The following is a 22,714-nucleotide window of genomic DNA, read 5'->3' on the forward strand; positions in this document are numbered from 1 at the left end:
AATGGATTATTTTATTTAGGCAGGTTAGCTGGGACTGAGGATAAGTAAACCCAATAAACACAAGGATTTCGTAGTCATATTTTTGACAAAAACAACATAAATATAAGCATAGCCATGCCTCGCCGCTCGTCGGCACTGTCATTTCTCACAGCTAGGCAACCTGCGTCGTAAGCGCCCTGAATAAGGAGCCACTCGACCTAAGGAGGATCCTGGGTCGCGTCTTGCTTACATTTATTGAGGTGTTCAACCGTGACCTACGATCAACTGCCTATCCTACCCCCGCCCCTCGCCTGCCTGCCTGCGGTAGCGCGCAAAAAACGTAGCCAGGACTCCATCGGGCGCTTGCCCGATGCACTTGTTCCCAATGGCTGCACCCAAATACCCTTCTCCGATCTGGAGCTGATCATCCCCAACCTTACTTCCATCCCAAACACTGACGGCGCACTGAACAACGCCGCATTGACGGTCAACGCCCTCGGGGTGATTTGCATCCTCCTTGCGTGGGCCCAACAAGATGAGGGGGATTTCGTCTATCTGGAGCTCAACGGCATACGAGTGGCCCACTACACCCTCACAGAAGATGATGAAAAGCAAAACAAACACGTTAAGTTGGCCATAGAGAGCGTCAGGTTTATCGACCAGGCCCATAACACACTACAAGCTTTCGTCAGACGCCTAAGCGGAACCACTGACAGGACCAAAACGTTCAGTATCTGGGTGGATACCAAAGCCCCCGGGGGGCTGGACCCTCAGGCCAGTACGCCGATTATCAACGAAAACCTGGCACGCGTTACGTTCGAAGATCCAACCATTGAGGCCTTTGGCATCGTGAATCCCGCGGATGCGCAAAAAGGCGTCAGGGTCATCGTTGATAATTACCCGCTGAACCCGTTAGTGGATCAGGTTCACCACCGCAAAGAAGGTGATGTGATCTATATGAGTATTGGCGGTTGGCTTGTTACTCACACGGTGACCCATTTTGAAGCCTCCGGGAACGCCCCCATCATTATGACCATCAATTTCGGCGACTGGCAGAAAGTGACACCGGGGCCGAATATTCTTGAGTGGTATGTAAGGGACAAGGCCGGAAACCAATCCATCGGTTTTTCCATCCCAAGGGTCATACAAAATAGGGTGAGCGGGGGCACCAACCCGCAACTGATAGAGGGTCACGTTACCGAGTCCGAATACGACCCTGTTTCAGACGAGGAATACATCGATAAGGACGCGCACTCCAATGACCTGAACTTCGAGGTACCGTTAAGAAATCATGGGTGGCAGGTCAACGATGAAATACATGTCACCTATTTAGGGCTGACTCATACGGGAAGCCTTAAGCACACTGAATCTTATGAAGTGCTGCAGCCAAACCTGGTTCGCGTATCCATTCCGTTGCCATTGCCCTTTGTAAAACAACTGGCGGAAGGCCGTTTAATGGCTTTCTATGAGCGGATTCGCGCAGGGCAGCCCAATACACCTTCTAACGCTGCCATTTACAGCGTGCGTGGCACGCCGGTCGATAACCGTCGCCCGGCGCCACTGGTACACGGCCTGGTGGGGGGGACGCTGCCTGATACCAACCCAGTGCATATCACCGTACCCGGCGCGGAACTGCCTCTGAGTGACAAAGTTGACCTAATCATTGAAGGCAGAGCAGCCAACGGCAACATCGTGTACGAGCGCTTCACCGAAATCTCCAGCGGTGGCGATATTGACTACTTATTGGACTACCGCACATTTGAGCCATTGGAGGGCTCCACCTTCACCGCCTACTATCTAGTCAACAACGATGCGGCAAACCCCTCGCAATCGGTGACTGTACCGGTCGGTGATATTTCAATCTCACTCCCTCCACCACGATCACCTGAAGCTCCACCGCCTGACCACCAATTTGACGAGCTTATCAACAAAGGCAACCTCAAAGCGTTCGTGGATCCCCACCCGAGCATCTGGTTGAATGATGAGGTACGGATGGTTGCGACAGGCAGTAAGCCGGGGGGCAGCATTACCTCAGCATGGCTGAAGGTGACCAGCGTGTGGTATGGCTCGGCCTTGCCCTTTACCATTGCCCGCGCGATCGTCCTGGCTAACAAAGATGCAAGCATGGCGCTGCACTGGGAGGTCCGCACACTGCCTACGGACATCCCGCTAAAGTCCCTGCCGTTGGTGGTCAAAGTGGGGGCGGCGCTACAGCTCAGCGAATGTCCGACCTTGCTGGAGGCCACCCCGGTGTCGTCTTGCATCATGCGGCTTGACCCGCTGAATGTCTGGACGCCCTCTCCTCGCATCACGACGTTCCGGGTCAAGTACCCCATGCTGGAGAGTGATCTTGTCACTCTGCGTGTAGTCGGAAAACACGGGGTGGGTACACCCGCCATTCCCAGCAAACCCGGCAAGCCAGAAGCTGGCCATGATTACATTTCGTTCTCTTACCTGAGTAACTTTGTTGGCGCTTACGTCGGGGAGTCGTTTGAAGTTTATTTCGAGGTACTGCGCGACAACATCAGGACGGACTCTAGACGACTCACGGTTGAAGTGGATAGGTTCTCTGACCAGACACTTAATCTGCTGAGCGTGCCTGCGGCCGCGGGTGGGGTGATCGATACCAACAAGGCGAACTCGGTACAGATTCGCGCCTTGCCGTTTTTCCGGGCCGGGCTTGCGGTCGGCATTGACCTGTTCAGTACGACCGACTTGCCGCTGCGGCGTGCCATTGATATAACCCCGGCAGAAGCCAGTGCCGGGCGTACTCTGGACTTGATACCGGCCGATTATTTGAGGGAGTTGCCGGATAACAGCCAGGTCAGAATCCGAGGTTGGATATCGTTGGATGGGACCAACTGCCTGGACACAGCCATATACTTTAATGAGGCGACTTACCGCACGCGCAAGGCACCGGGGGAGATTGTGCGAGAGATTGAAGTGGGGAATGGGCCGACGTATATCGTGGCCAGTCGGGACGGTAAAAAGGTTTGTGTGGCGAATGGACGGACGCCGTCGATTTCGGTGATTGATCTAGAGAACAATACGGCCCGGACGGTGAATACGGTTGGGAGTGTTATTCATGGTTTGGCGTTACATCCTTCGAACTCGAACCTGTATTTTTCGGTTGAAGGCTCGCACTATACCCAAACTACTCCCATACTAAACACTAGTAATTTCACTTTTCGCTACCCTTATTGGCTTGGCGGTCCTACCCAAGCAATATGCTTAAACCCAGGGGGATCGCGACTCTTTATGGGGCATTTAGGCGCCACTACCATTTACTATTGGAATACACAAACAGAACGAAACGAAACTTATCTCCACGCACAAAATAGCTCCAGAGCTATAATAACCAACCCACAAGGCACTGCGTTATATTCAGTTACTGAACAAACACATCGATATAATATCACCACTCGCACTCGCACTCACGTGGTCGCTAATAATGGAATCGCAAGTGCCCTCGCCCACTCCCCACTGTTCGCCACCCTCGAACGGCTATTTGTCTGTGTTCCCAACTTAGGAAAAGTTGATATCTACAACACCTACAACGATGGCCTTACCTACGTCAAATCCCTGACCGGGCTGGCAACCCCACGAGGCGTCGCCTTCCACCCAGTCAAACCGCTGGCCTACGTGACGGAGTACGCCAGTAACACCGTCCGCATCATCGACACCACCACCGAGGAACTGGTTGGCAGTATCCCTGGTTTCAACCAACCCACCGGCCTGGCTTGCAGCGAGGATGGCAGGTACTTGTTCGTCTGCAATTTCGGCAACAATACCGTAGCCGTAGTAAGCGTCTAAACACTTGCCAAGATGCCCCGTCTCCCGCGAGACGGGGCATTCACCCCTTGCATGCCCCCCCACTCCGCGCTTCCCCCGTTATTTCATGCAAATTGTTGCTAACGACGCCGCCCCATTGAAACCACCGCAACCCCGCCCCATCTAACCTGCATACTTACTGATGCAGGTGCCCCATGAGCGACCAGCAAGAATTTCCAGATTACGACCTCAACGATTACGCCGACCCCGAAAACGCTGAAGCCCCCTCGTCCAATACTGGCCTGGCCCTGCCTGGGCAAAACCTGCCGGACAAGGTCTACATCATCCCGATCCACAATCGGCCGTTTTTCCCGGCCCAAGTGTTGCCGGTGATCGTCAATGAAGAGCCCTGGGCCGAAACCCTGGAGTTGGTGAGCAAATCCGACCACCACTCCCTTGCGCTGTTTTTCATGGACACGCCGCCCGAAGACCCACGCCACTTCGACACCTCCGCCCTGCCGTTGTACGGCACCCTGGTGAAGGTGCACCACGCCAGCCGCGAGAACGGCAAGCTGCAGTTCGTCGCCCAGGGCCTGACCCGCGTGCGCATCAAGACCTGGCTCAAGCACCACCGCCCACCGTACCTGGTGGAAGTCGAATACCCGCACCAGCCCAGCGAGCCGACCGATGAGGTCAAGGCCTACGGCATGGCGCTGATCAATGCGATCAAGGAACTGCTGCCCCTCAACCCGCTGTACAGCGAAGAGTTGAAGAACTACCTCAACCGCTTCAGCCCCAACGACCCGTCGCCGCTCACCGACTTTGCCGCCGCCCTCACCTCGGCGACAGGTAATGAACTGCAGGAAGTGCTGGACTGCGTGCCCATGCTCAAACGCATGGAAAAAGTGCTGCCGATGCTGCGCAAAGAGGTAGAAGTCGCGCGTCTGCAAAAAGAGCTCTCCGCCGAGGTAAACCGCAAGATCGGCGAGCACCAGCGTGAGTTCTTCCTCAAGGAACAACTCAAGGTCATCCAGCAGGAACTGGGCCTGACCAAGGACGATCGCAGCGCCGATGTCGAACAGTTCGAACAGCGCCTGCAAGGCAAAGTGCTGCCGGCGCAAGCGAAAAAACGCATTGATGAAGAACTGAACAAACTGTCGATCCTGGAAACCGGTTCGCCGGAATACGCCGTCACGCGCAACTACCTGGACTGGGCCACCTCGGTGCCGTGGGGCGTATACGGTGAAGACAAACTCGACCTCAAGCACGCGCGCAAAGTGCTCGACAAGCACCATGCGGGCCTGGATGACATCAAGAGCCGCATCCTCGAATTCCTCGCCGTGGGCGCCTACAAAGGCGAAGTCGCCGGTTCCATCGTGTTGCTGGTGGGCCCGCCCGGCGTGGGCAAGACGAGTGTGGGCAAGTCCATCGCCGAATCCCTGGGGCGGCCGTTCTATCGCTTCAGTGTTGGCGGCATGCGCGACGAGGCCGAGATCAAGGGCCACCGGCGCACCTACATCGGCGCCCTGCCCGGCAAGCTGGTGCAGGCGTTGAAAGACGTGGAAGTGATGAACCCGGTGATCATGCTCGACGAAATCGACAAGATGGGCCAGAGCTTCCAGGGCGACCCGGCGTCGGCGTTGCTGGAAACCCTGGACCCGGAACAGAACGTCGAATTCCTCGACCATTACCTGGACCTGCGCCTGGACCTGTCCAAAGTGCTGTTTGTGTGCACCGCCAACACCCTGGACTCGATCCCGGGCCCGTTGCTGGACCGCATGGAAGTAATTCGCCTGTCGGGCTATATCACCGAAGAAAAAGTCGCCATCGCCAAGCGCCACCTGTGGCCCAAGCAGTTGGAAAAAGCCGGCGTGGCCAAAAACAGCCTGACCATCACCGACGGCGCCCTGCGCGCATTGATCGATGGTTATGCTCGGGAAGCCGGCGTGCGCCAACTGGAGAAGCAACTGGGCAAGCTGGTGCGCAAGGCGGTGGTCAAGCTGCTGGATGAACCGGAGTCGGTGATCAAGATCGGCAACAAGGACCTGGAAAGCTCCCTGGGCATGCCCGTGTTCCGTAATGAGCAAGTGCTGTCCGGCACCGGCGTGATTACCGGCCTGGCCTGGACCAGCATGGGCGGCGCCACCTTGCCGATCGAAGCGACGCGCATCCACACGCTCAATCGCGGCTTCAAGCTCACCGGGCAGTTGGGTGAAGTGATGAAAGAGTCCGCCGAAATCGCCTACAGCTACATCAGTTCCAACCTGAAGTCGTTTGGCGGCGATGCGAAATTCTTCGACGAGGCCTTCGTGCACTTGCACGTGCCGGAAGGCGCCACGCCGAAAGACGGCCCGAGTGCCGGCGTGACCATGGCCAGTGCGTTGCTGTCCCTGGCCCGCAACCAACCGCCGAAAAAAGGCGTGGCGATGACCGGCGAACTGACCTTGACCGGGCATGTACTGCCGATTGGCGGGGTGCGCGAGAAGGTGATCGCGGCGCGGCGCCAGAAGATTCACGAGTTGATCTTGCCGGAGCCCAACCGTGGCAGCTTTGAAGAGCTGCCGGACTATTTGAAGGAAGGGATGACGGTGCACTTTGCCAAGCGGTTTGCGGATGTGGCGAAGGTGCTCTTCTGACGGTTATGTAGTGTCTGAGCTTGCTCGCGAAGAGGCCAGCCAGATCAACGCAAAAACCCACCTTGTCACACCTTGTCTCATCTTCGGTTATGCTCCCCCTTCGTCGTGTATTAACGGAGCCTTCATGACCGCTGCCCGCCTGTTTCTCCCCTTGAGCCTTGCCCTGCTGGCCGCATGCGCCAGTGCCCCCAAGCAAAACGTCAGCGTGGACAACCAGAGCGCCTGCCCGCTCCAGCTTAAAAACGGGCAAAACCTGATCCTCACCCTGCCCAGCAACCCCACCACCGGTTACCGCTGGGCCATCCAGGACTCCGCGGGCGGCGTGTTGCGCGCCTTGAGCCCTGAGGTCTACAGCAGCACCGAGTCCGGCGTGATCGGCGGGGGCGGCCAGTCCACCTGGCGCTTCCAGGCGTTTGCTGCAGGGCAAGGGCGTTTGCGCCTGACATCCCAGCAACCCTGGGAGCCAGAGGCCGAACCTGTCGAAACCTTTGACTGCGCCATTACGGTGAACTGATATGCCCTGGCTGATCCTTGCCTTGATGGGCGCCGGCACCTTTGTCTATGGCCTGGCGACCCATGCGACGCTGCTGTGCCTGCTGGTCAAGCCACTGCCGGTGCTGGCGCTGCTGGGTTGGCTGCATGACGCGCCGCCCACCGAGTATCGACGCTGGATCAGCCTGGGGTTGATTTTTTCCGTGGTGGGCGACGTGTTACTTGCCTGGCCAGGCGACCTGTTTATCTTTGGCCTGGGCGCGTTTCTGTTCGCGCATTTGGCTTATCTCAAAGCTTATTTCAGTGACTGTCGGCGCTTGGCGCTGCTGCCGCTGGTGCTGGCCCTCGGCGTGGGCGCAATCTTGCTGAGTATCCTGATCTCCCACGGCCTCGGTGCGCTGCTGATACCGGTGGTGGTTTACGCACTGGTGATCAGCGCCATGCTCTGGCGTGCGTTGGCACGACTGGGCAGCGAGGTACCCAAACGTTCGGCGTGGCTGGCGGCGGTGGGTGCGGTGTCGTTTGTGGTTTCCGACGCGCTGATCGGCATCAACCGGTTTGTGCTGGCATTCGAGGCAGCGCCGTATTTGCTGATCACCACCTACTGGCTCGGGCAGTGGGGCATCACCGCCTCGGCTTTCCATCAGACAACCCGCGCATCCGAGGAGCAACTTGGCTAAAATGCCGGCCTTTCCCCCATCGTCGCCGGAACAGCCGTGAGCAAAGAACCCGATCGCCTATTCGCCCAGCCCCTGCCCCAGGTGCCGGACTTCGCCTTTAACGAGGATGTGGTGCGGGTGTTCCCGGACATGATCAAGCGCTCGGTGCCGGGCTACCCCACCATCGTCGAAAACCTCGGCGTGCTGGCCGCGCAATTTGCCCAACCGGGTAGCGTGCTGTATGACCTGGGCTCTTCCCTGGGCGCCGTGACCCAAGCCCTGCGTCGCCATGTACGCACCGAGGGTTGCCGGGTGATCGCCGTGGATAACTCCGCCGCGATGGTCGAGCGCTGCCGCGAATACCTCAATGGCCAGGACTCGATGTTCCAGGAGTTGCTGCCGGTGGAGGTGATCGAGGGCGACATCCTCGCCCTGCAATTCAAGCCCGCCTCGGTGGTGGCCCTGAACTTCACCCTGCAATTTATCGCCCCCCAGGAGCGCCTGGCGTTGCTGGGGCGCATTCGCCAGGCGCTGCTGCCGGGCGGGGCGTTGATCCTCTCGGAAAAGCTGCGCTTTAACGATGTTGAAGAGCACGCGCTGCTGACCGACCTGCATATCGCCTTCAAACGCGCCAACGGCTACAGCGAACTGGAAATCGCCCAGAAGCGCAGCGCCATCGAAAACGTCATGAAGCCCGACAGCCTCGAAGAACACCGCGAACGCCTGCTGGCGGCCGGGTTCTCGAAAGTCGTGCCGTGGTTCCAGTGTCTTAACTTTGCCTCGTTGATTGCCTTGCCATGATTGATTTGTCCCCCCTCGCCCGCCATCTGGTCGGCACTCCCCTGGCCGTGTGGGCCCAGGGCCTGCAAGCGCAGCTCGATAGCAAGATGGAAAAAGGCCATGGCGACCTGGAGCGCTGGCAGAGCGCCTTGGATGCACTGCCGAAGATCCAGCCCAACAGCGTAGATTTGCTCAACGGCCTGGTGCTGGACACCGATTGCGACGACGCCACCCGCGAACAGATGCACACGGCGCTGATGGGCCTGAGCCCCTGGCGCAAAGGCCCGTTCCATCTGTTCGGCGTGCATGTGGACACCGAGTGGCGTTCGGACTGGAAGTGGTCGCGGGTCGCGCCGCACCTGAACCTCAAAGGCAAGCGCATCCTCGACGTGGGCTGCGGCAACGGCTACTACATGTGGCGCATGCTCGGCGCCGGGGCCGACAGCGTGATTGGCGTGGACCCCAACTGGCTGTTCTTCTGCCAGTTCCAGGCAGTGCAGCGCTACTTGTCCGAGCCCAAGGCCTGGCACCTGCCGTTCCCGTTCGAAGACTTGCCGGCGAACCTGGAAGGCTTTGACACGGTATTTTCCATGGGCGTGTTCTACCACCGCCGCTCGCCCATCGAACATTTACTGGCGTTGAAGGACACCCTGGTCAAGGGCGGCGAGCTGGTATTGGAAACATTGGTGGTGGAAGGCGACCAACAACAAGTGCTGGTGCCAGAAGACCGTTACGCCCAGATGCGCAACGTGTGGTTCCTGCCGTCGGTGCCGGCGTTGATGCTGTGGCTGCGCCGGGCCGGGTTCAGTGACGTGCGGTGCGTGGATGTGAGCGTGACCACGGTTGAGGAGCAGCGTGGAACGCAGTGGATGAAGTATCAGTCGCTGAGTGATTTCCTGGACCCTGAGGATCACAGCAAGACCATTGAAGGGCTGCCGGCACCGATGCGGGCGGTGATCATCGCGCGCAAATAACACCACGCTCGTCCTGAAAAAATGGAGATCAACTGTGGGAGCTGGCTTGCCTGCGATAGCGGTGGGTCAGTCAATATTGGGCTGACTGACAGATGGCTATCGCAGGCAAGCCAGCTCCCACATTGATATTTCAGTGTTCTTTAGAGTGGTGGCTTGGCCCGGCGAGCCTTGAAGAACTCGCTCAGGACAGCCCCACACTCCTCGGCCAATACCCCGCCCTCAAACAACACCCGATGGTTTAGAAAACCCTGGGTAAAAAACTGCCCCTGGCTTTGCACGATGCCCGCCTTCGGCTCCAACGCGCCATACACCACCCGCGCCACCCGCGAATGCACGATCAGCCCGGCACACATGCTGCACGGTTCCAGCGTCACGTACAGCGTGCTGCCCACCAGCCGATAGTTGCTGATCGCCTGAGCAGCGGCGCGGATCGCGACCATTTCGGCATGGGCGCTGGGGTCGTTGCCACTGATGGGGCAGTTGAAGCCGCGGCCGATGATTTCACCGCCCTGCACCAGCACCGCACCCACCGGCACTTCGCCCAATGCAGCACCTTGGGCGGCGAGCGCCAGGGCTTCGCGCATAAAATCCTGGTCGCGGCTGCGGTCGATAATCGCGGCGGGGCGAATCTGGCGCATCACGCCACCTCGATGGCGGCCATCAGGCCGGTTTCCATGTGGTCGATCACATGGCAATGGAACATCCACACCCCTGGGTTATCCGCCACCAAGGCCACGCGGGCGCGTTCGTTCTTGCCCAGCAGGTAGGTGTCGGTGAAGTACGGGATCACCTTGTGGCGGTTGGACGCAAGCACCTTGAAGCTCATCCCGTGCAAGTGGATCGGGTGCTGGTATTGGGTCATGTTCTTCAATTCGAAAATATAGCTCTTACCCTTCTCCAGCTTGGCAATCGGGCGGTCGGCACAGGTCTTGTCGGTGATGTCCCAGGCCTGGCCGTTGATCTGCCACAGGCTCGGCGGCTTGCCGTTTTCGACATTGACCGACACTGAACCGACCCATTCGAAATTGAAGTTGAGTTTCTCGGCATTGGCCAGGTCTGGCTCGGCAACCGGGTTGGCCGGCAATGCCGGTGGCCACAGGGTAGGCGCGTCGGTATTGGCCACCGAGCGGAAGGTGCCAAGGCGCACCGGGCCGTTGCGCAACGACAGTTCTTCGCCCGCCGGTGGCGCCTTGATCGCCAGGCAAATACGCATGCCCGGGCCCAGCCAATACTCCTTGCCCAACGGGCGCGGCTCGATGGGGTTGCCGTCCAACGCGTAGATCTGCGCTTCGACCCCGGGAATATTGAGGCGATAGGTCACAGTGTTATCGAGGTTGAGCAGGCGCACGCGGGTGATTTGCCCAGCCGGCAGGTCGATGACCGCCTGGGGCACCCCATTGATGGTCGACAGGCGCCCGGCCGTGCCGCCACGCGCCGCTTCACGGGGGATGCTGAACTCGACAAACCCGCCCTCTTCGTCGATGTGCCAGTTCTTCAGGCTCAAGGTGCGTTCGTACTTGAAACCGGTGGGTTCGCGCTCTTCCACGATCAACGGGCCGACCAGGCCACGGCCGAGTTCTTCGCTGCTGCTCACGTGAGGGTGATACCAGTAGCTGCCGGCATCGGGTACGCGGAATTTATAGTCGAAGTATTCGCCAGGCAGCACCGGCAATTGCGAGACGTAGGGCACGCCGTCCATCTCCAGCGGCAGGCGGATGCCGTGCCAGTGGATGGTAGTGGCGACTGGAAGATGGTTGATAAAGCGCACCCGCAGCCATTCGCCCTGGCGAACCCGCAACTCGGTGCCAGGCGCCGAAGGGCCGAACGCCCAGGCTGGGGTTTTGTGCCCCGGCACCAACTCTACGTCCAGGGGCGCGGCGATCAGCTCGTAATCGTGCCCTGCCTCGGACTCAGCGACTTTCCCCAGCCAGTAGCGGTAGCCACCACCGGCACCGACGCCTACTACGGCCAGGCCAGCAAGACCACCCAGGATTTGTCGACGGGAAAAGGATCGGGACACAACAACCTCGCGTATCTGCCGCAGGCCAAGGGCCCGCAAAGGGCTGATACGATACACCTGCGTCGGCTAAACAGTAAGGCTTCGCATTGCCGCATGCCAAAAACGCCGACGACTCATCATGTGGGAGCTGGCTTGCCTGCGATTGCAGTGGGCCAGCTACGAATGCGTCAACTGACACTCCGCTATCGCAGGCAAGCCAGCTCCCACAATGATCTTCATTGTTTATCAGTGCTTGGCAGCGGCCAGAATCAGGGCTTTCATCTCGGCCACGGCGCCTTTGAAACCGACGAAAAGCGCGTGCGCGACCAGCGCATGGCCGATGTTCAGTTCGTTGATGCCCTTGATCGCTGCCACGGCTTCGACATTGTGGTAATGCAAGCCATGGCCGGCATTGACGATCAAGCCTTCGCTGAGCCCGCAGTTCACGCCGTCGATGATGCGTTGCAGTTCGTCGGCCACTTCGGTCGGCGTGGTGGCATCGGCATAACGGCCAGTGTGCAGCTCGATCGCCGGGGCGCCGACGCGGCGGGAGGCTTCGATCTGGCGTTCGTCGGCGTCGATAAACAGCGAGACTTCGCTGCCGATCCGCGACAGGCGCTCCACCGCAGCCTTGATCCGCGCTTCCTGGCCGGCGACGTCGAGGCCGCCTTCGGTGGTCAGCTCCTGGCGAGTTTCCGGTACCAGGCAGATATGCGCCGGGCGAATGCGCTCGGCGAACGCCATCATTTCTTCGGTGACGCCCATTTCGAAGTTCATGCGGGTTTGCAGCACGTCCTTGAGCAGCAGCACATCGCGCTCCTGGATGTGACGGCGGTCTTCGCGCAGGTGCACGGTGATGCCGTCGGCGCCCGCTTCTTCGGCGTCCAGCGCGGCCTTGACCGGGTCAGGGTAACGGGTGCCCCGGGCCTGGCGCAGGGTGGCGACATGGTCGATGTTGACGCCAAGAAGAATGCGATTGCTGGTGGTCACGGAAGCGCTCCTGAAAAGGGAAAGAATCGGTGCACAGCATACACGGGGATGTCAGGGCTTTCGAAACAACTCGCGACTGACCAGCGGCCGCCCGCCCAGGTGCACGGCCAGGGCCTGGCGCATCAGGCGCTTGGCGGCGGACAGCGCACCGGGAGCGTGCCAGTCGGCTTCACTCATGGCCAGCAGTTCGGTGCCCTGAAACAGGCCGGGCTGCAGCAGGTACACGCGCTCAAGCCCCGCATCGACTTGCAGGCGATACATGCCATCGGCGGCGATGGGCTCTCCGTGCAAGTCGTTGGCCAGTTCGAAGCCGTAGCCAAGGTCGTCGAGCAAACGCCATTCGAAAGCGCGCAGCAGCGGTTCCAGCGGACGGCCTTCAGCGAGGGCCAGCAAGGTGGCAGCGTAGTGATCAAAGACTGCCGGGTGCGGGTCTTCGGCGGGCAGCAGGCGGATCAGCAGCTCATTGAGGTAAAGGCCGCTGAATAACGCATCGCCATTGAGCCAGGCAGAGGTGCCAACGCTTTCCAGGCGGCCGACGTTTTTCAGCTCGCCCTTGCCGCGAAACTCCACGTCCAGCGCCACGAACGGCCGCGCCAAGGTGCCCGCCTTGCCCCGCGCGCTGCGCAATACCGCGCGCAGGCGGCCTTGGGGCGTGAGGAAGTCCACCAGCGCACTGGTTTCGCGGTAGGCGCGGCTGTGCAGGACATAGGCAAGTTGGCTGGGGGGGGAGGCGGACATGAGGCTCTCTCGCAGAACGTGAAACAGCACCGATCCAATGTGGGAGCGGGCTTGCCCGCGATGGCGGCGTCACAGTCAACATCTCTGCCGAATGTTACATCCTCATCGCGGGCAAGCCCGCTCCCACAAAGTTTTGCAGTGTGTTCGAGGCCCGTTACAGGTCGCCGTAGCCCAGGGAGCGCAACGCACGCTCATCATCGGACCAGCCACCCTTCACCTTCACCCACAGGTTGAGCATGATCTTGGAGTCGAACAGCAACTCCATATCCTTGCGCGCTTCGGTGCCGATGCGCTTGATGCGCTCGCCCTTGTCGCCAATGATGATTTTCTTCTGGCCGTCACGTTCGACGAGGATCAACGCATGGATATGCAAGGTCTTGCCCTGCTGCTTGAATTCTTCGATTTCGACGGTGATCTGGTACGGCAGCTCGGCGCCCATCTGGCGCATGATTTTCTCGCGGACCAGTTCGGCGGCAAGGAAGCGGCTGCTGCGGTCGGTGATCTGGTCTTCCGGGAAGAAGTGCTCGTTTTCTGGCAGGTAACCGGCGATCACGCGCTCCAGGGCTTCGAGGTTGTGGCCGTGCTGGGCCGAGATCGGCATGATCTGGGCGTTCGGCAGTTGCTCCTGCAACCAGGTCAGGTGCGGCATCAGCTCGGCTTTGTCTTCGATACGGTCGGTCTTGTTCAGCGCGACGATCAACGGGCCGGTCACGTATTGCACACGCTCGAGGACCATCTGGTCTTCGTCGGTCCACTTGGTGCGGTCAACCACGAAGATCACCACGTCGACGTCTTTCAACGCGGCCGAGGCGGTCTTGTTCATGTAGCGGTTCAGGGCTTTCTCGCCGCCTTTGTGCATGCCAGGGGTATCGACATACACCGCTTGCACGTTGCCTTCGGTCTTGATGCCCAGCATGTTGTGGCGGGTGGTCTGGGGCTTGCGCGAGGTGATCGCGAGCTTCTGGCCGAGGATGTGGTTGAGCAGCGTGGACTTGCCCACGTTCGGGCGGCCGACGATGGCAACATAGCCACAGCGTGTTGCGGTTGAATCAGTCATGGCCATTCTCCACGCCCAGGGCAATCAGTGCTGCAGCGGCCGCTACCTGTTCGGCAATACGACGGCTCACACCCTGACCTCGGCTTTTTTCGTTCAATAAAGTGATTTCACATTCCACGAAGAACACCCGGCAATGGGGCTCGCCCTGGATATCCACCACTTCGTAGCGTGGCAGTTCGCAACCGCGGGACTGCAGGTACTCTTGCAGGCGGGTCTTGGGATCCTTGTTGGTGTCTACCAGCGTCAGGCTTTCGATTTCCGAGGCCAGCCAGGCGACAACGCGTTCCTTGGCCGTCTCCATCCCGGCATCGAGGTAGATCGCACCGATCAAGGCTTCCAGGGCATCAGCCAGGATTGACTCGCGACGGAAACCGCCGCTTTTCAACTCACCGGAACCCAGCCGCAGGTACTCGCCCAGGCCAAAGCCTCGGGCCAGCACGGCCAGGGTCTCGCCTTTCACAAGGCGTGCGCGCAGGCGCGACAGCTGGCCTTCTCGCGCTTGGGGGAAGCGCTCGAACAGCGCCTCGCCGGCGGCGAAATTGAGGATAGCGTCACCGAGGAATTCCAGGCGCTCGTTATTGCGCCCTGCAAAGCTGCGGTGTGTGAGGGCAAGGACCATCAATTCCTGGTCCTTGAAGGTGTAGCCGAGCTGACGCTCGAGACGACTTAGAGAAACGGTCACGGTTTATCCATATCTAGTTGATGGCACCGGCGGCCATCGACGATTGACGCAGTGTTCAAATTCAAATCCTGATGGGTACCGGGCATCGGAAAATGTCCAAGCCCCAGAAAAGCATTCGGCGCTGTGTTCACAGCGCCGCTTGTATTACTTGATCAGCCCGACCCGCGAGAAGTTCGGCAGGTGGCTGAGCTTGGGTTCCGGCCAACTCATCCAGACCGCGAAGGCTTTGCCGACAATGTTCTCGTCGGGCACCATGCCCAGCAGGTCCTTGGGAATGTTGGGGTCATCCCAGTAGCGGCTGTCGTTGGAGTTGTCGCGGTTGTCGCCCATCATGAAGTAATGCCCGGCAGGCACTTTCCACTGGCCATCCGGCATCGCGCGGTAGCGGCTCATTTCCTTGCGGATTTGGTGCTCCACCGCGCCGAGTTTTTCCTGGTACAGCTCGGCGCTGCCCAGGGTATTCGGCTCGGCGCCCAGCAGCTTCTCGGCCACCGACTCACCGTTGATGAACAGGCGCTTGTCGCTGGTGTAGCGCACCACGTCGCCCGGCAGGCCGACCACACGTTTGATGTAGTTGACGTTCGGGTCGCTTGGGTAGCGGAACACCATCACATCGCCGCGCTGCGGGTCACCCACGGGGATGACTTTTTTGTCGATCACCGGTAGGCGAATGCCGTAGGAAAACTTGTTCACCAGGATGAAGTCGCCCACATCCAGGGTCGGTTTCATCGACCCCGAAGGGATCTGGAACGGCTCTACCAGAAACGAGCGCAACACCAGCACGATGAACAACACCGGGAAGAACGACTTGCCGTACTCAACCAGCAAGGGCTCTTTGTTCAGCTTCTCGACCACCACCGCATCGGGCTGGCTGACGCTGCCCTGATAGGAAGCAATGGCCGCCCGACGACGCGGGGCGAAGAACACCAGATCGAGCAACGCCAGGAGACCACAGACGGCAACGGCAATGACCAGCAACAGCGGGAAATTTAGTGACATAGGACCTAACTATCCAACCTGAGCACCGCAAGGAAGGCTTCTTGTGGAACTTCCACGTTGCCTACTTGCTTCATGCGTTTTTTACCGGCCTTTTGCTTCTCAAGCAGTTTGCGCTTACGGCTTACGTCACCGCCGTAGCATTTGGCCAGTACGTTCTTTCTGAGAGCCTTGACGGAGGTCCGTGCAATGATCTGCCCGCCGATGGCGGCCTGGATCGCGACGTCGAACATCTGGCGCGGAATCAGTTCTTTCATCTTCTCGGTCAGTTGGCGACCTTTGTAATGCGCGTTGTCCTTGTGCACGATCAGTGCCAGGGCATCTACCTTGTCGCCGTTGATCAGCACATCCAGTTTCACCAGATTAGCCGATTGGTAACGATCGAAATGGTAGTCCAGCGAAGCATAGCCGCGACTGGTGGACTTGAGACGGTCGAAGAAGTCCAGGACCACTTCGTTCATCGGCATATCGTAGGTCACTTGTACCTGAGTACCGAGGAACAGCATGTCGCGCTGCACGCCACGCTTTTCGATACACAGTGTAATGACGTTGCCCAAGTGTTCCTGCGGTACCAGGATATTGGCCCGCACGATCGGCTCGCGCATGTCTTCGATGGCCGACAGGTCCGGAAGCTTGGAGGGGTTGTCGACGTAAATCGTTTCACCGGTTTTGAGCAGCAACTCAAAAATAACGGTTGGCGCGGTGGTGATCAGGTCCAGGTCGTATTCGCGCTCAAGGCGCTCCTGGATGATCTCCATGTGCAGCATGCCCAGGAACCCGCAACGGAAGCCGAAGCCCAGGGCGTCGGAGCTTTCCGGGGTGTACTGCAACGACGAGTCGTTGAGGGTCAGTTTTTGCAGGGCTTCGCGGAAATCTTCGAAGTCATCGGAGCTGACCGGGAACAGGCCGGCGTAGACCTGTGGCTGGATGCGCTTGAAGCCGGGCAGCACGTCGACGTCTGGCGTGGAGCTCAAGGTCAGGGTGTCACCTACTGGCGCACCATGAATGTCCTTGATGCCGGCGATAATGAAACCTACTTCACCGGCTTTCAGATCAACGGTAGCGGTGTGCTTGGGGTTGAATACACCGACGCTGTCCACCAGGTGGATCTTGCCGGTGGACTTGACCAGGATCTTGTCGCCCTTCTTCACACGGCCATGGCGCACGCGCACCAGGGACACAACGCCCAGGTAGTTGTCGAACCAGGAGTCGATGATCAACGCTTGCAGCGGATCTTCGTAGTTGCCGGTCGGCGCGGGAATGGTGTGCACCAGGCGTTCGAGCACTTCGTCGACACCCAGGCCGGTCTTGGCGCTGCAGGTGACGGCGTCGGTGGCATCGATGCCGATGATCTTCTCGATCTCTTCCTTGACGCGCTCAGGCTCGGCCTGGGGCAGGTCGATCTTGTTGAGCACGGGCATGACTTCCAGGCCCTGCTCGATCGCGGTGTAGCAGTTGGCAACCGACTGCGCCTCGACGCCCTGGCCGGCATCGACCACCAGCAACGCACCTTCACAGGCCGCCAGCGAACGGCTGACTTCGTAGGTGAAGTCAACGTGGCCAGGGGTGTCAATGAAGTTCAGTTGGTAAGTGATGCCGTCTTTGGCCTTGTAGTACAGCGTGACGCTGTGGGCCTTGATGGTGATCCCGCGCTCGCGTTCGAGGTCCATGGAGTCCAGTACCTGGGCTTCCATTTCACGCTCGGCAAGGCCGCCGCACATCTGGATAAATCGATCGGCCAGCGTCGACTTGCCATGGTCAATGTGGGCGATGATGGAGAAATTGCGGATATGACTCAAATCACTCACGGATCAACACTCAAAAAGGCTGCAGGCAGATTGCCCGCTGAAAAATAGCCGGGAATTGTACCTGATGCTCAGGCCAGACGTCATCTTTGCTGACCAATACAAAAAAGCCCCACTTTAATGGGGCTTAAAACTGTAGGAGCGAGCTTGCTCGCGAAAATCGCCAACGATAACGCGCTTATTCTGGATAAACGCGGCGTTTCGCAGACTTTCGCGAGCGCGGCTTCAACCCGCCCGGCGCAGCAGCCAGAACCCAGCCACGGCACAGATGGCCGTAGGCACCAGCACCGCAAACAGCGGCGAGAAGCCGAATACCAGGCTCGACGGCCCAAGCAAATCCTGGGCGATGCGGAAGGTGAAGCCCACCAGCACGCCGGTAAATACCCGTTGGCCCAGGGTCACGGAGCGTAATGGCCCGAAAATGAAGGAAATCGCCATCAACACCAAGGCGGCGGTAACCACCGGCTGCAAGACTTTTACCCAGAACGCCAGCCAGTAGCGGCCATTGTTCAAACCCTGTTCCTTGAGGTAGTGGATATAGCTCCACAAACCGGAGATCGGCAGGGCTTCCGGCACCATGACCACGGTATTGAGCAATTCCGGCTTGAGGGCGATATCCCACTGTTCGGTCGGCACGTTGACCACTTCGGTGCTGGACTGGGTGCCCTGGCCCACGTTACGGAAGTGCGTGGTGGTGACGTCGCTCAGTTGCCATTGCTCGCCACTGTACTGCGCGCGCTTGGCGAAGCTGGACGACAGCATGTGCCGTTCTTTGTCGAAGGTGTAGCGGGTCACCCCGATCAACAGGCCACCCGGCTGCACGGCATTGATGTGGATGAACTCGTCACCTTGGCGGTGCCACAGGCCATGCTTGGCGCTTTGCGCATCGCCCGAACCCTGGGCCAGGGCGCGATTGGCCTGGGCGGTGGCTTCGGCCGGTGGCGCGACGTACTCACCGATCAGCACGCTGCACGCCATCAGCAGCAGCATCGGCTTCATCACCGCCCAGACGATACGGCCGATAGACACCCCGGCGGCGCGCATGATGGTCAGCTCGCTGTTGCTGGCCAGGGTACCCAGGCCGATCAGGCAACCAATCAGCGCGGCCATTGGCATCATGTCGTAGAGACGACGCGGCGCGGTCAGTGCGACGTAGCTCAGCACGTCCGTGACTGTGTAAGTGTCAGTAACGTTGCCCACTTCATCAATGAAGGCGAACAACAAGGCCAGGCCGAGGATGATGCCCAGTACCGCAAGGATGGCGATCAGTACGCTAATGCCGATGTAGCGATCAAGCTTAGCCACGGGCCAACTCCTTCAGGCCACGACGGCTCTTCATTTTCAAACGGATAGGTTCCCAGTAGAGCAGCCCCAGGCCGATCATCAGGAAAACCCCGTGCACCCACCACAGGCCCAGCGCTGGCGGCAACTTGCCCTTTTCCAGGGAACCACGGGCAGAAATCAGGATGGTCAGGTAGGCCATATACAGCAGGATCGCCGGCAGCAACTTGAGGAAACGCCCTTGGCGCGGGTTGACGCGCGACAGCGGCACGGCCATCAAGGTCACGATAAACACCAGCAGCGGCAGGGACAGGCGCCATTGCAACTCGGCGATGGAGCGCAACTCCGGGCTGCCGAACAGCGATGAGGTGGGCAGTGCGTCGCGGTCGGTGACCTCGTCACTGATCTCGGCCTTGGGCAGCATGACGCCGTAGGTGTCGTACTTGATCGCCCGATAATCCGCCAGGCCAGGGCTGCCGTCGTAGCGGTAGCCGTTTTCCAAGATCAGGTAGCGGTTGCCATCGGGGCGGATTTCCTGGCGACCGCTGTCGGCCACCAGGATGGTAATGCCACGGTCTTTCTGGTTCTGGCCGAGGTTCTTCTGGGAAATGAACACGCCGCCGAGGTTGGAACGGTCGTCGGTCATGGTTTCAGTGTAGGTCACCCGCGAGCCGTCGCTGAGCGCCTGGAAGCGACCGGGCTCGAGGGTGTCGAACTCCGTCATCGCATCCTGCTTGTTCAGCAGCAACTGGAATTGCATGGCCCCCTGGGGCGCCAGGCTCATGCTCAACCAGGCCACCACCAGGGCAACACCGGCGGCAGGCACCATGGTCATGGCCAGCAGGCGCTGCTGGCTCATGCCGGTGGCCGACAGCACGGTCATCTCGCTTTCCAGGTACAGCCGGCCATAGGCCAGCAATATGCCGAGAAACAGGCCAAGCGGCAGGATCAACTGCAGCATGCCGGGCATCCGGTAGCCCATGATCAGGAACAGTGAGCCCGGATCCAGGGCGCCGGCGGCGGCTTGGGCCAGGAACTTGACGAAACGACCACTCATGATGATGACCAGCAACACCGCACTCACGGCACTCAGGGTCAACAGGACTTCGCGGGACAGATAACGGAAGACAATCAAACCAGACACTCCAGGGTTGTCAGGCTAAGGCGGCCAAACAAGCAAGCATACCGAGTCGACCCGTTTACCACGGGCCGGCTAAAAAGATGGCGCATTATCCTGTGATTGACCGCGCCTGTCACGGAGCTTACTCATGCGCACGCACAAAGCGTGCGCCAAGGGTTGTCAGGCTCCGCTGGCGAGGTTCAAACTGCGGCCTTTGTCGCTGGCGGTTTACAACGCTGCCGAGCTTTAAAGCCGGAGTACAAGCTCCCGGCTCACAGACCTTGATAAGGGACCCGAAAATGGAATTGGTTGTAAAAAGCGTTAGCCCCGAAACGTTGAAAACCGCCACCCTCGTGGTCGCTGTCGGCGAAGGCCGCACACTCGGCGTCGCCGCCAAGCAACTGGACGAACTGAGCGGCGGCGCTATCAGCGCAGTGCTCAAGCGCGGTGACCTGGCCGGCAAGGTCGGCCAGAGCCTGCTGCTGCAGAGCCTGCCCAACCTTAAAGCCGAGCGCGTTTTGCTGGTGGGCGTGGGCAAGGATGCCGAACTGGGCGACCGTCCGTTTCGCAAGATCGTCAGCGGTCTCCTCACCACCCTCAAGGGCCTGGGCGGCAGCGATGCGGTGCTGGCACTCGATGAAATCGTGGTCAAGGGCCGCGACAGCTACGGCAAGACCCGACTGCTGGCTGAGTCGCTGGTGGACGGCGGCTATATTTTCGACCAGTTCAAGAGCCAGAAAGCCGAACCCCGCGCCCTGAAGAAAATCACCCTGCTGACCATCAAGGCTGCCCAGGCTGAAGTCCAGCGCGCCGTCACCCACGCCCAGGCCATCGCCAACGGCATGTCGTTCACTCGCGACCTGGGCAACCTGCCGCCGAACATCTGCCACCCGACGTTCCTGGGCGAACAGGCCAAGGCATTGGGCAAAGAGTTCAAGGGCCTGAAGGTTGAAGTGCTGGACGAGAAGAAGATCAAGGACCTGGGCATGGGCTCGTTCTATGCCGTGGGCCAGGGCAGCGACCAGCCGCCACGCCTGATCGTGATGCAATACAACGGCGGCAAGAAGTCCGAGAAGCCTTACGCCCTGGTAGGTAAAGGCATCACCTTCGATACCGGCGGCATCAGCCTCAAGCCGGGCGCCGGCATGGACGAGATGAAGTACGACATGGGCGGCGCCGCCAGCGTGTTCGGCACCCTGCGTGCCGTGCTGGAACTCAAGCTGCCGATCAACCTGGTGTGCATCCTGGCCTGCGCCGAGAACATGCCGAGCGGCGGCGCGGCTCGCCCGGGCGATATCGTCACCACCATGAGCGGCCAGACCGTAGAGATCCTCAACACCGACGCCGAAGGCCGTCTGGTGCTGTGCGACGCCCTGACCTACGCCGAGCGCTTCAAGCCCCAGGCCGTGATCGACATCGCTACCTTGACCGGTGCCTGCGTAGTTGCCCTGGGCGCCCACACTTCGGGCCTGCTGGGCAACAACGACGAACTGATCGAGCAACTGCTCAGCGCCGGCAAGGCCGCCGACGACCGCGCCTGGCAACTGCCGCTGTTCGATGAGTACCAGGAACAGCTCGACAGCCCGTTCGCCGATATCGCCAACATCGGTGGCCCGAAAGCCGGCACCATCACGGCGGCCTGCTTCCTGTCGCGCTTTGCCAAGAACTTCAACTGGGCTCACCTGGACATCGCCGGCACGGCCTGGACCAGCGGCGGCAAGGACAAGGGCGCCACTGGCCGTCCGGTGCCCCTGTTGACCCAATACCTGCTGGATCGCGCCAAGGCTTAAGCGGCCCCTGCGCCCCTCTGTAGGAGCGAGCTTGCTCCTACAGAGGGGCCATCAGGCCAACCCCAGGATTTTCAATGCCCCAAGTCGACTTCTATATATTGCCCAGCGCCGATCCCCTCGCGCGCCTGGACTTTGCCTGCAAACTCACCGAAAAAGCCTGGCGTATGGGCCATCGCATCTACCTGCACTGCAGCGATGCCGCCCAACGTGACGAACTTGATGCCCGTCTGTGGCGCTTCAAGGGCGAAAGCTTCGTGCCCCACGGCCACGCCGAATCCGAACCTGAAAGCCTGGTTGTGCTGGGCTTGGGAGACAACTGCGGCGATCACCATGACTTGCTGGTCAACCTCGACCTGAAAGTACCGGCCTTTGCCCAAGCGTTCGCCCGTGTGGCGGAAGTGGTGGTGGAAGACCCGGCTATTCGTCAGGCCGCGCGGGAGAGTTTCCGTTTCTACCGCGAACAGGGCTATCCTCTGCAAGATCACCGGCTACAACGACTTTGAGTACATGATGGACACTCCAAACCCGCTGAAAAAAGACGACCACCTGCTGGATGACCTGGAGTCGATCCGTCAGTTGCTGGGTGATGACAACTTGCAACCGCCGCTGCTGACCGAGACGGCCGATGGCGAGGTACAGATCCCGCTGCTGTTCGACATGGTCGGCGGCAAGCCTGCCGCGCCGGCACCTGTGGTTGCTGAACCCGCCCCAGCCGCCGAAAAAGCCCCCGATGCCCTGCTGCTGCACCTGGACAACGAACTGCGCGCCGCCGCGCAATTGATCATGCAGGATGTGATCGACGACTTTGCGCCGCATATCGAAGCCGAGATCAAGCGTCGGATGGATGCGCGGATGGAGCGGTTGCTCAGCCAATACCAGAACTGAAAGTCCCCCCCATCCTTGTGGGAGCTGGCTTGCCTGCGATGGCGGCGCATCAGTCGCCGAAGATGCTGACTGAAACACCG

At 59.9% G+C, this 22,714-nt stretch carries 19 protein-coding genes; 9 read left to right on the plus strand and 10 right to left on the minus strand.

Annotated features, from left to right (window positions below):
* The first annotated feature begins 249 nt into the window (after positions 1-249).
* The 6 genes from BOP96_RS20255 (at position 250) to cmoB (ending at position 9,291) form a co-directional block, all read left to right on the plus strand.
* Complete coding sequence (locus BOP96_RS20255; RefSeq protein ID WP_073453828.1) at positions 250-3,792, plus strand: YncE family protein; 3,543 nt, start codon at positions 250-252, stop codon at positions 3,790-3,792.
* 173 nt (positions 3,793-3,965) lie between these two features.
* The gene (lon, locus tag BOP96_RS20260; RefSeq protein ID WP_020301203.1) at positions 3,966-6,386 is read left to right on the plus strand and encodes an endopeptidase La; all 2,421 of its coding nucleotides are present in this window, start codon (positions 3,966-3,968) and stop codon (positions 6,384-6,386) included.
* 124 nt (positions 6,387-6,510) lie between these two features.
* On the plus strand, positions 6,511-6,900 hold the full coding sequence (locus BOP96_RS20265; RefSeq protein ID WP_014717082.1) for a protease inhibitor I42 family protein: 390 nt from the start codon (positions 6,511-6,513) through the stop codon (positions 6,898-6,900).
* Between the two features lies 1 nt (position 6,901).
* On the plus strand, positions 6,902-7,558 hold the full coding sequence (locus tag BOP96_RS20270; RefSeq protein ID WP_073453830.1) for a lysoplasmalogenase: 657 nt from the start codon (positions 6,902-6,904) through the stop codon (positions 7,556-7,558).
* A 36-nt stretch (positions 7,559-7,594) separates the two neighbouring features.
* Positions 7,595-8,338: a carboxy-S-adenosyl-L-methionine synthase CmoA gene (cmoA, locus tag BOP96_RS20275; RefSeq protein ID WP_014717080.1), complete on the plus strand. Its 744-nt coding sequence runs from the start codon at positions 7,595-7,597 to the stop codon at positions 8,336-8,338.
* Positions 8,335-9,291 carry a tRNA 5-methoxyuridine(34)/uridine 5-oxyacetic acid(34) synthase CmoB gene (gene cmoB / locus BOP96_RS20280; RefSeq protein WP_020301206.1) on the plus strand — a complete coding sequence of 319 codons (957 nt, stop codon included), beginning with the start codon at positions 8,335-8,337 and terminating at the stop codon, positions 9,289-9,291. Before cmoA ends, cmoB begins: the two co-directional genes overlap by 4 nt.
* A 140-nt stretch (positions 9,292-9,431) precedes the next feature.
* Here cmoB and tadA read toward each other — a convergent pair whose 3' ends face one another.
* The 10 genes from tadA to lptF form a co-directional block, all read right to left on the minus strand.
* Positions 9,432-9,929, minus strand: a complete 498-nt coding sequence (tadA, locus tag BOP96_RS20285) for a tRNA adenosine(34) deaminase TadA (RefSeq protein WP_019817664.1) — start codon at positions 9,927-9,929, stop codon at positions 9,432-9,434.
* Complete coding sequence (locus BOP96_RS20290; protein WP_032872908.1) at positions 9,929-11,311, minus strand: multicopper oxidase family protein; 1,383 nt, start codon at positions 11,309-11,311, stop codon at positions 9,929-9,931. Before BOP96_RS20290 ends, tadA begins: the two co-directional genes overlap by 1 nt.
* 225 nt (positions 11,312-11,536) lie before the next feature.
* Entirely contained in the window at positions 11,537-12,280 is a 744-nt protein-coding gene (pdxJ, locus tag BOP96_RS20295; RefSeq protein WP_014717076.1) for a pyridoxine 5'-phosphate synthase, read from the minus strand.
* Positions 12,281-12,331: 51 nt separating this feature from the next.
* Complete coding sequence (gene recO / locus BOP96_RS20300) at positions 12,332-13,018, minus strand: DNA repair protein RecO (RefSeq protein ID WP_019817662.1); 687 nt, start codon at positions 13,016-13,018, stop codon at positions 12,332-12,334.
* A 154-nt stretch (positions 13,019-13,172) separates the two neighbouring features.
* Positions 13,173-14,075 (minus strand): GTPase Era, encoded by a 903-nt coding sequence (gene era / locus BOP96_RS20305; RefSeq protein WP_005785147.1) that lies wholly within the window; start codon positions 14,073-14,075, stop codon positions 13,173-13,175.
* Positions 14,068-14,757, minus strand: coding sequence for a ribonuclease III (gene rnc / locus BOP96_RS20310; RefSeq protein ID WP_003188856.1), 690 nt, complete (start codon positions 14,755-14,757; stop codon positions 14,068-14,070). The genes era and rnc overlap by 8 nt, the downstream gene beginning before the upstream one ends.
* Before the next feature lie 144 nt (positions 14,758-14,901).
* A complete protein-coding gene (gene lepB / locus BOP96_RS20315; protein WP_003188855.1) occupies positions 14,902-15,756 on the minus strand; it encodes a signal peptidase I in 855 nt (284 codons plus the stop codon).
* Positions 15,757-15,761: 5 nt separating this feature from the next.
* Entirely contained in the window at positions 15,762-17,561 is a 1,800-nt protein-coding gene (lepA, locus tag BOP96_RS20320; RefSeq protein ID WP_003188853.1) for a translation elongation factor 4, read from the minus strand.
* 222 nt (positions 17,562-17,783) lie between these two features.
* Complete coding sequence (gene lptG / locus BOP96_RS20325) at positions 17,784-18,863, minus strand: LPS export ABC transporter permease LptG (RefSeq protein WP_003188851.1); 1,080 nt, start codon at positions 18,861-18,863, stop codon at positions 17,784-17,786.
* Positions 18,856-19,974 carry an LPS export ABC transporter permease LptF gene (gene lptF, locus BOP96_RS20330; RefSeq protein WP_003188848.1) on the minus strand — a complete coding sequence of 373 codons (1,119 nt, stop codon included), beginning with the start codon at positions 19,972-19,974 and terminating at the stop codon, positions 18,856-18,858. The genes lptG and lptF overlap by 8 nt, the downstream gene beginning before the upstream one ends.
* A gap of 284 nt (positions 19,975-20,258) precedes the next feature.
* On the opposite strand from lptF, the gene BOP96_RS20335 reads away from it, so the two are divergent.
* The 3 genes from BOP96_RS20335 (at position 20,259) to BOP96_RS20345 (ending at position 22,634) form a co-directional block, all read left to right on the plus strand.
* On the plus strand, positions 20,259-21,749 hold the full coding sequence (locus BOP96_RS20335) for a leucyl aminopeptidase (protein ID WP_014717073.1): 1,491 nt from the start codon (positions 20,259-20,261) through the stop codon (positions 21,747-21,749).
* 74 nt (positions 21,750-21,823) lie between these two features.
* Entirely contained in the window at positions 21,824-22,252 is a 429-nt protein-coding gene (locus BOP96_RS20340; protein ID WP_014717072.1) for a DNA polymerase III subunit chi, read from the plus strand.
* 7 nt (positions 22,253-22,259) lie between these two features.
* Entirely contained in the window at positions 22,260-22,634 is a 375-nt protein-coding gene (locus BOP96_RS20345) for a hypothetical protein (protein WP_003188844.1), read from the plus strand.
* Positions 22,635-22,714 lie beyond the last annotated feature (80 nt).

The sequence above is a fragment of the Pseudomonas sp. FSL W5-0203 genome (assembly GCF_001896155.1).
GTDB lineage: Bacteria > Pseudomonadota > Gammaproteobacteria > Pseudomonadales > Pseudomonadaceae > Aquipseudomonas > Aquipseudomonas paracarnis.

What these genes read in the sequence shown, in the direction of transcription:
- lon (WP_020301203.1), top strand. Translation starts at nt 3,966, where the DNA reads ATGAGCGACCAGCAAGAATTTCCAGATTACGACCTCAACGATTACGCC.
- BOP96_RS20265 (WP_014717082.1), top strand. Translation starts at nt 6,511, where the DNA reads ATGACCGCTGCCCGCCTGTTTCTCCCCTTGAGCCTTGCCCTGCTGGCC.
- BOP96_RS20270 (WP_073453830.1), top strand. Translation starts at nt 6,902, where the DNA reads ATGCCCTGGCTGATCCTTGCCTTGATGGGCGCCGGCACCTTTGTCTAT.
- cmoB (WP_020301206.1), top strand. Translation starts at nt 8,335, where the DNA reads ATGATTGATTTGTCCCCCCTCGCCCGCCATCTGGTCGGCACTCCCCTG.
- tadA (WP_019817664.1), bottom strand. Translation starts at nt 9,929, where the DNA reads ATGCGCCAGATTCGCCCCGCCGCGATTATCGACCGCAGCCGCGACCAG.
- recO (WP_019817662.1), bottom strand. Translation starts at nt 13,018, where the DNA reads ATGTCCGCCTCCCCCCCCAGCCAACTTGCCTATGTCCTGCACAGCCGC.
- era (WP_005785147.1), bottom strand. Translation starts at nt 14,075, where the DNA reads ATGACTGATTCAACCGCAACACGCTGTGGCTATGTTGCCATCGTCGGC.
- lepB (WP_003188855.1), bottom strand. Translation starts at nt 15,756, where the DNA reads ATGTCACTAAATTTCCCGCTGTTGCTGGTCATTGCCGTTGCCGTCTGT.
- BOP96_RS20335 (WP_014717073.1), top strand. Translation starts at nt 20,259, where the DNA reads ATGGAATTGGTTGTAAAAAGCGTTAGCCCCGAAACGTTGAAAACCGCC.
- BOP96_RS20340 (WP_014717072.1), top strand. Translation starts at nt 21,824, where the DNA reads ATGCCCCAAGTCGACTTCTATATATTGCCCAGCGCCGATCCCCTCGCG.
- BOP96_RS20345 (WP_003188844.1), top strand. Translation starts at nt 22,260, where the DNA reads ATGGACACTCCAAACCCGCTGAAAAAAGACGACCACCTGCTGGATGAC.